Here is an 8,457-nt window from a genome sequence, read left to right as displayed (position 1 = left end):
CTCATGCAACCCGACCTCAAGCTGACCATCAACCGTTCGATGATTGTTCTGCAATACCGCCAACCTTTCCTCGACTGGATTCGGTCAGTTGAACCTGAATTTGGCGCAACCACCACACTCGATAGCCTAAATGAAGATGGTGATGCCTTCCTGATACCCCATGAGCCAGCTATTGACGGCAAAGAAGATGCAGTTGCCTGGATGGAAAAACGCTGGAAGGGTTTTTTTGAGTACAAACTGGCAGGCTGGTACACCGATGAGTCCCTGTGGCCTAAAAAGCGAACACTGAAAATGTTCAGGGAATGGTTCGCCATCGAATATCGGTCGATGGTCTGGGACTTAGACACGACGCCGCTCGAATACGAGGATTGGTCAGACGAGGAGGACTAATCATGGCAACGATGGATTTTGCCGCAGTATTGCAGGCACTCAATCAGGCATCTGGCTTTGAACTTTATCGACTACGCGCCGCCATTGATCGCGTTCTGGCTGACCCGAAATGGATTCGAGCCGTGCAATCGCAGCTTCGTATTGGTCAGGAAATCAACTTCTTCGATGCCCGTGCGAACAAACTGCTGACTGCAGAAGTCCTCGATTTCCGAAAAAAAGAAGTCCTCGTGCGGCAATTAGACACGGATGAGCGTTGGTTGATTGCCTACACCTGCATCAACCTCGATGGCGCGGACGTTCGCATTCGTGAGCAGACTCCGCACGGCCTGAGTCCGCAATCAGTTGCTGTTGGCGATACGGTTGGTTTTCTCGACCGCGATCAGCAACAACGTAGTGGCAAGATTATTCGCCTGAACGAAAAAACCGTGACGCTGCTATCGAACGGCCAGAAATGGCGCGTGGGCTACGGTCTGCTACATCACGTTGTCGATTCCTCTGCTGGGGTCGCTGGCGAACCCGGCCAGTTCAGTTTGTTGGAGTAGAACGCTACGCTTCAGCGTTCGCAAAAATATCCTCAACAGAGCTGGCAACAACATACCGCGCAGTATCCGCCTCACTCGCCAGGGCCGTAAAGTGTGCTGCACCGCACTTGATCTTGCCGCCTTCCCGATTCCGAAGCTCATCGTCAAACAAGCTTCCCTTGGTCTCAACAACAAAGTACAGGCGTTGCTGTCCGTCCAGTGTCACCAAAACTGCCCAGTCGGGATTGTAGTAGGATTGCAGTGGGGTCGGAATCTTGAACCACCCCGGCAGCTTGGCATACACCTTTACTGCCTCGTTTTTTTCCAGTGACTCCGCGAAGTCACGCTCGATGGCGGAGTCGTAAACGACATGCTCGTAAACCGACTTCTCGGTATTGAGCACCAGGTTCTGCAAGTACCCGGTCAGTTCCTTCGACTCGAATAGCTCTTGGGCGTAGTAGTGCTCGTCACCGAGGCGCTGGTATTTGATGCCATCGACCAAGGCCAGGCGCTTGCAGCGGTTAATTGCGTCCGAGGCCAGTTCGATGAACTGCTGAGGATTTCGCTTGAAATCGTTCAGTCGGGTGCTCTCGGTCAGGATGCGGGCAATCGTCTTGCGAGTCAGTTGGGTTCTGTCTTGCAGTTCCGTCAGCACATCGGGCAACTCAATATCCGTTTCATGGAGGGCGATGGGCTCCGATACCGACAGCAGCGAAGCATCGACACCTGCCTTGCCAATCGTCATACCAGCCTTCTTCCACTGCAGGCGAGCCTTGGAAACAGGCGGGGCATCATCCAGCGCCTGGATACAGCGTTCAATCAGCTTTTCGTTGTCGAATTGAACGCGATACGTGGTCTTGTGCTTGATGCGGTCCCACAGGGCCTTGAAGTCCGGGCTTAGTAAGACCGACTTTCTGACCTGAATCTTGTCCACCCGCTTGTCAGCGTCCTTGACCTCCAACTTGCCGGAAAGCTTCTTCAACACCGCCACGATCTGATGGCGTTGCGCTTCAAATTCGGCAGGCAGTTGCAGGTCGCCATTCTTCAACGCTGTTTTCAGGGAATCCTGGACCTTGCCCCCGCCTTTCCCGTTATCGCTGATATAGCCTTGAGCCTGGAGGTGGCCCCACAAGGTTTTGGATGCCTCGAAGCCCAAGGGCGACACTACACCGCCATCAGCAGTCACTGGAATCCCGGCGAATTCGTGGTCATGTACCACGCCAAACTGAATCCCGGTGTCCTTCTCAATATCCTTCTGCAGGTTCTCGGCAAACTGCTCGTAGCTTTCCGTGGCAATCACGGTCAGCGTATTGATCTCGAAACCACGTAGCCGCTCGCCCTTCTGATTCACGCACAGGCGCAGCCCACGGCCAATTGTTTGCCGACGCCACCGCTCGGTTTCGCGGGTTGAGAAGTTGCAAATCTGGAAGACGTTCGGGTTGTCCCAACCTTCCTTCAGCGCCGAGTGCGAGAAGATGAATTTCAGCGGCGACTCGAAGGAGAGCAGCTTTTCCTTGTCGCGCATGATGAGGTTATAGGTGTCGTCGTCGGCAGCGGTTGTGCCGCTCGTATCCTTGAGCATTTCGACCGTTTTACCGCCGACCTTCTTCTTGTCGATGGAGAAATAGCCGTTGTGCACCTCATCGGCAGCCGTCGCCAGGTCAATTTCTCCAAAAAGACTCTGGTAATCGGGGTGACGTGCCCAACGCTTGTACTCTTCCTCGAAGATCACCGCGTATTCGCCCTTCACCGGGTTGCCTTGCTCGTCGTATTGACGGTATTTCGCCACCTCGTCGATGAAGAACAGGCTCAGCACCTTAACGCCCAGTGGCCGCAGGCGCTTTTCCTTGTCCAAGTGTTCCTTGATGGTGCGACGAATCATCTCCCGATGCACGGCGCTGGCATCCACGTCGCCCCAGGCTTCGCCGACACGCAGAAATACCTCGCTGCCCGGCACCTTGAGTTCCAGAAACTGGTCGCTGCTTTTCTTGCCGCTACCGGCGCGGATTTCCCCGATGCGTATGTCAGCATACAAAGCTCGCCCGGTTTCCTGCTCCAGATCGAAGCCATCCTGAACGGTAATCGTGTCCCGACGCACCACGCCAGCCGCGTTTTCACGGTCAACTTCGATGCTGGCCGAAATCACCCCTCGCTTGTTGTTGACCGCAAGCAGCTTCACGTAGGGCTTGTTATTACCGCCCTGTACGGTGGCCGCAGCCACTTCGATCTGCTTCACCAGCCGCTGCTCGTAGGCATCCACGGCGTCCAGACGGAACACCATGTTGTGCTTTTCCACGTGCGTCGCTGAATAACGCAGGGTGCAAAGCGGCGACATGTGCGCCAACGCCTTCTTGCCCTTGCCGTCGATGCCACCATCAACGCTTTGCGGCTCATCCACGATCAGGATCGGGCTGGTCTGCCGAATCAGGTCGATGGGGCGCTCACCGCCCGTTTTCTCGCTGGCCCGGTACATTTTGTTCTTGGACTTCTCACGGCGCTTACTCTCGTCAGACTCTTCCGCCTGTGCTGCCGCCTCGTCACCGAACTTGTTGATGGCCCCGACCGTAATGACCATGATCTGAATGTTCGGGCTGGTCGCAAAGTTGCGGACCTGGCCGAGCTTGTCGGAATCGTACTGAAAGAACTCGTAGCCCTTGGCACTAGGGTATAGCGCCTCGAAATGCTCGCGGGTGATCTGCAGCGTCTTGTTCACGCCTTCCTTGATCGCCACCGACGGCACCACGACCACGAACTTGGTGAAGCCATACCGCTGATTCAACTCGAAGACAGAGCGCAGGTAAACGTAGGTCTTGCCCGTGCCGGTTTCCATTTCCACCGTGAAATCGAGCGGCTGCTTGGCTTCCAGCGGCAGCGAAGGTGGCAGGCCGTTGCGAAGCTGCACCTGCTGCAGGTTTTCGTTCAATTCCTCATCGACGATCAGTTGCAGAGCATTGCCGATACCACCGCTTTCGGTGAATTGCTTGCCTTCAAAGCTCTGCTGAGTGCCTTCACCGCCCAAGGCTTGAGCCGTGACCGTAAAAACGGAGCGACAAACCTCCTGGCCTCGAAACAAGTCACAGACGGCCTCGATGGCTTCAATTTGGTAGGGCAGGTCGGATTCAAAATGCAGTTTCATGCAGCGTCCTTGTCTAATTTCAACTTGATGCGTCGATCCTAGACAACATAAAAATCAATTACCTATGTGATTTCTCGTCTAAACAAAAGACCGAGCAGCCCCCCCAAGACAAGCCATTCCCCGCAGCCTCACCTCAACAACTGAGCGAGGGCTGTGAGGTCACGCTGTTGCTACGGGATGAATCCAGCCTTTGTCCGCCAGGACGTTTAGCGCAATACCGATCTGCCTCGGAGAAAACTGGCGCTTTCGGTCATTCCAAGCATGGGTGCGAGCAACAACATCCGACTGATTACGGACTGAAGGCTCCTGCTGGGTAATCCAATGCACGGTCGCCAACAACTCCAGGCCGAAGGGCGTTTCAAAGCCCTCAACCAAGGAATCGACCCGTTCAAAACGCCCACGGGTTTCCTGGTGAGCCTCCAAGAAGGCATTGGCGTCTTCGACAGCACCCGGCACCAGGTTTAACGGCTTTCCCGGATCATCTCCACCATCGGCATAACCAGAAATCAGGTGCCCTTCGATGGTTCGCAGCACATGCCGAAGATTCTCTGCGTAGGGACCATATGGCCCTTTAATGTACTTCAGACGTAGTGGCTCACCGGCTACCTGCATGAAGTACATCAGCTTATGCACTTCCAGCAGAGAAATCGTTGGATCGAGCAGCCCCTTCATATAGCGACTGACCAACTCGACCAAAGCGGCTCGGCCTGGTGTCATGTTGGGAACAGCCCGGCTGTGCTGCATTTTGTCGGCCAGCGGAGCTCCCTTGGGCTCATAGATGCGTACCGTTACATCGTCCAACGGAGACAAGTGCTTTTCGATCAAGGGACGTACATCTTCCCAATTGAGGCCACCCAGACCGCTACCCAGCGGTGGAATCGCAATCGACCTGATACCCCGTGCCTTGATTTCGGAAGCAAGTGCCACCAACCCGGATTCAATGTCTTCGATTCGGCTGTTGCCACGCCAATGGCGTTTGGTCGGGAAATTCACGATATAGCGCGGCGTGGTCAGTTGGCCGGTCTCAAACATGAACATGCGACCCGGCTGCACTTCCTTGCGCGCGCAGGCTGCTTCATAAGCCTTGCAGTTTTCCGGCCAGGCATTCTTGAACTGCAGGGCAATCCCACGACCCATCACACCAACACAATTCACCGTGTTGACGATGGCCTCTGCCTCGTCCTTCAAAATGTCGCCGCTCGTTAATTCAATCATGGTGATCCCCCGCGTCAGTAGTACCAATCGGTCTTCACTTCGACCGTTGGTTTATGTTCTTGTTGCTGCAAAGCATTCAATACTTGCCCGTAAACGATATTGTTGCCGACGCCAATGCGCCTGACCAGCCCCCACGGAAAACTATCTTCAAGCAGGAATTCGCTTTGCTTCGCTTCCCGGCATTGATTCCACATCCGAGCTTGCACAGCATCCCAGTCAATTTCTTGAAGCTTCCCTAAGTCCGCCCGGTCTTCAAAGTAGTAAGACCCAGCATTGGACAATGTAAAAGCCCAGCGACGATTGTTTGCATTCGCCCAAGCCACTGTTTCATGAAGATCCGCCTCAAGATGAACGATCTGAGATTGCCCACCTTGGTAGGTCAACTCAGCGTTACGACGATGGATCAAGAACAACATCACCGAGCGCGGACAGAAATAGAAAGGAACACATTGCCCAACCAATAAGGTCGGATGGCTGTCCAGGCGTAATTCATTCAAGCGACGCTGCTTGATATTGCTCATGCCAACCACCGTTCCCGGCAAGGCGTGTTCCAACACCTTCGCATCCGAGAAAAGCCCCTTGCAACTCAGAATCGAAGGCAGTCGATCCACGTGGCAGATGTGGTAAATCTTGGGCTGGGCTGGCATTGGCATGGTTACAAGCTCCGTACCTGTTTGATGCCGTGCTGTTCAAGGATGGCGGCCAGGTTGCTCTTGGCGACATCGTTCTCGAAGGCGCTGTCGCGGAACACTGCCGTGGTGTCGCCCACCGTGCCTTGCTCCTCACGCCATGCCACCATCCCCAGCGCCAGAGCTTCCACCTCTGCCACCTTGATGCTTTCGACCAGACAGGCCATCAGCACACCCGCGCCCACGCTATTGACCTGTTTGCCAGCGATTTCACGCTTCTCGATGGGAACGCAAAGGTCCAAGCCCAGCTTGAGCAGGATTTCGTAGAGGATGTCGTCGCTGCTGCGCCCCGCTTCGAGATGTTCGAGGTGATCGAAAAGCGAGGTTTTTAGGTCTTTGGACTTGGGATTCCAGGCACGAATATTTGAAGTGTCGAGCTTAAACACCTGGAATCCTGTATCACCCTTAAATGAAGGGTAATCCGACTGAATTTTCGCTGCAGCACGACGGATACGCTCTTTTGTTAGTTCCGCGATCGTACGTCGCTTACCCAACTTGTCACAAAAATCGGAAGCGGTTTTTTGCTCTCGATCAGATGGGTCAAGCGGTTCAGGCAACTGGACTGTTATGAAACGTCGCCGACCACCATCAACGACGTTCTGTTCCATGACTGCATGTGCCGTTGTACCTGACCCCGCAAAGAAATCTAGGACAAGATCATTAGCCTCAGACCCCTGCTCAACGATGGTCTGAATAAACTTTACTGGCTTAGGAAAATTGAATACTCGCGCATCAAACAATGAGTTGATGTCTGAAGTGCCGTCCCGAGTAAATAGCCCCTCTCCAATAATCGTCGATAATCCCGTGTAATCTGAGTCCAGTTCAGATATAAAAGCCTTACGCCTTGGTCTGCCGTCAGCAGAAACCGGCCAAAGTATCCGATCCTCCGCAATCAATCGGCTCATCGTTTTAGGTTCATAGCGCCATCCCATTTCTGGGCAGCCATAGTTGACTCCCGTTACTGGGTTGATGAGGTCGTAATGGAGATTTGGCCTTCGGTCTGCGGTGGCAATACCAACCATATTCGCGCTAGTCCAATCGCCTCTTACATCTCCATCAGGGTTTGAATATTGACTCCTATCTCGTGCAGCCCCTCGAATTGATTTTCCGTAGCAAACCACATACTCATGGTCTACGGAAGCTCCAGTGACAGTTCGATTGTCTTTGTTTTGACGGCTTTTCCAGATGAAACAAGCAATAAAATTTTCTTCGCCGAAAACGTCATCAGCAGCTATCCGTAGTCTCGATAGTTCACTATCGTCAATGCTGATAAAAATTACTCCATCAGGTTGAAGAAGATTTCGCGCTAACTTCAGCCTCGAATAGATCATATTCAACCAGTCGGTATGAAATCGACCACTAGCCTCGGTATTGGTGGTGATCCTAGCCCCGCCCTCGGTTTGCCCCGTTAACTCTAGATAGTTCTTAAGGTTGTCTTGAAAATTATCGGGATAAACAAAATCATTTCCAGTGTTATACGGCGGGTCGATATAGATAAGCTTCACCTTCCCCGCATAGCTTTTCTGCAGCAGCTTCAGCACTTCGAGGTTGTCACCCTCGATCATCAGGTTCTGCGTCGTCTCCCAATTGACGCTTTCCTCCGGGCAGGGGCGCAGGGTGCCGGTGCTTGGGGTCAAGGCAATCTGCCGTGCCTTCTTCTTCCCATGCCAGTTCAGGCCGTATTTCTCGTCGGCATCGGTCACAGTCTGGTCGCCAACCAAGGCTTTCAGCACATCGACGTTGATCGCCGCGCCGTTCGCCCCTTCCGTCACCAGTTCGGGAAACAGGGCTTTGAGTTGGGCAAGGTTATCGGCCATGATATTGGCCGACTGTGCTTCGGGGCTGCTTGCTTCGATTTTTTGCATGGTATTAAGTCTTTTTTCTACGAAGGCTGGTGTGTATTTGCGGATGACTGGTGTGTATTCCGGCAGAGCTGGTGCGTATTTTCACAGTTGTTCCAGCGCCAGGATGTCTTTTTCGATGTACTCGCGGAAAGCTGCTACGGAGGTGAAGCAGCGATAGCCCGCAGCACTCGCCAGGGCAAGCATCTCCGCGGCTTCATCCAGCAGCACGGCAACCGGGGCCGATAGCTCCTCCTGAATACCACTCGGCCAGGCCAGGTCGAACACTGCTTGCTGTTCTCCGGTTGCCGGGTCAGCGAAGTCGAAATTCATTTCGCCACGCGGCAGCCCCTGGCTGGCAACCCAGTCATTCAGTTCGGTCAGTTGAGCCTCTTCAGCTTCACTGGCTATACCACCGGAGATCGGCATGGTCTGCGGCTTCTTGGCTGCTGCCCCTTCCAGCCAATGCGTTTCTCCATGCAGCAGTTCTTCCATGCGCTTGTTGGCTTCGGCGGCTAGTAGCTCTTTCCGAGCCTCCAGGAAGTCCCGATAGTTCTTCATCTTCCAGAGTTCCTTGTCCATCGGTATCCACTGGGTAGCCAGTGCCCCCGGATGGCGCTGCTCGAACTCGGCAAAATACTCTTCCGGCAATCGGTCGCTGATCT

At 54.0% G+C, this 8,457-nt stretch carries 7 protein-coding genes; 2 read left to right on the top strand and 5 right to left on the bottom strand.

The features are described 5' to 3' along the window. On the top strand, nt 1-390 hold a 390-nt coding region (locus VSS37_RS14135; protein ID WP_324696251.1), incomplete at its 5' end, for a hypothetical protein. Nucleotides 391-392: 2 nt separating this feature from the next. Next, the gene (locus VSS37_RS14130) at nt 393-932 is read left to right on the top strand and encodes a hypothetical protein (RefSeq protein WP_246149165.1); all 540 of its coding nucleotides are present in this window, start codon (nt 393-395) and stop codon (nt 930-932) included. A 4-nt stretch (nt 933-936) separates the two neighbouring features. Here the strand turns inward: VSS37_RS14130 and VSS37_RS14125 are convergent, their stop codons facing one another. From VSS37_RS14125 to VSS37_RS14105, 5 genes are all read right to left on the bottom strand, one after another. Continuing rightward, complete coding sequence (locus VSS37_RS14125; RefSeq protein WP_324696248.1) at nt 937-4,047, bottom strand: type III restriction-modification system endonuclease; 3,111 nt, start codon at nt 4,045-4,047, stop codon at nt 937-939. A 159-nt stretch (nt 4,048-4,206) separates the two neighbouring features. Further along, the gene (gene darG / locus VSS37_RS14120; protein ID WP_324696246.1) at nt 4,207-5,262 is read right to left on the bottom strand and encodes a type II toxin-antitoxin system antitoxin DNA ADP-ribosyl glycohydrolase DarG; all 1,056 of its coding nucleotides are present in this window, start codon (nt 5,260-5,262) and stop codon (nt 4,207-4,209) included. Between the two features lie 14 nt (nt 5,263-5,276). Continuing rightward, entirely contained in the window at nt 5,277-5,915 is a 639-nt protein-coding gene (gene darT, locus VSS37_RS14115) for a type II toxin-antitoxin system toxin DNA ADP-ribosyl transferase DarT (RefSeq protein WP_324696245.1), read from the bottom strand. Nucleotides 5,916-5,917: 2 nt separating this feature from the next. Then, nucleotides 5,918-7,816, bottom strand: a complete 1,899-nt coding sequence (locus VSS37_RS14110; protein ID WP_324696244.1) for a site-specific DNA-methyltransferase — start codon at nt 7,814-7,816, stop codon at nt 5,918-5,920. 81 nt (nt 7,817-7,897) lie between these two features. After that, nucleotides 7,898-8,457, bottom strand: a 560-nt coding sequence (locus tag VSS37_RS14105; RefSeq protein ID WP_324696242.1) for a hypothetical protein, incomplete at its 5' end; no start/stop codon positions are given.

Source organism: Candidatus Thiothrix phosphatis (assembly GCF_035668035.1).
Taxonomy (GTDB): Bacteria; Pseudomonadota; Gammaproteobacteria; order Thiotrichales; family Thiotrichaceae; genus Thiothrix; species Thiothrix phosphatis.
This window is presented reverse-complemented; position numbering and strand designations above follow the sequence as displayed.

Coding starts and splice junctions, on each gene's coding strand:
- VSS37_RS14130 (WP_246149165.1), top strand. CDS start 393: ATGGCAACGATGGATTTTGCCGCAGTATTGCAGGCACTCAATCAGGCA.
- VSS37_RS14125 (WP_324696248.1), bottom strand. CDS start 4,047: ATGAAACTGCATTTTGAATCCGACCTGCCCTACCAAATTGAAGCCATC.
- darG (WP_324696246.1), bottom strand. CDS start 5,262: ATGATTGAATTAACGAGCGGCGACATTTTGAAGGACGAGGCAGAGGCC.
- darT (WP_324696245.1), bottom strand. CDS start 5,915: ATGCCAATGCCAGCCCAGCCCAAGATTTACCACATCTGCCACGTGGAT.
- VSS37_RS14110 (WP_324696244.1), bottom strand. CDS start 7,816: ATGCAAAAAATCGAAGCAAGCAGCCCCGAAGCACAGTCGGCCAATATC.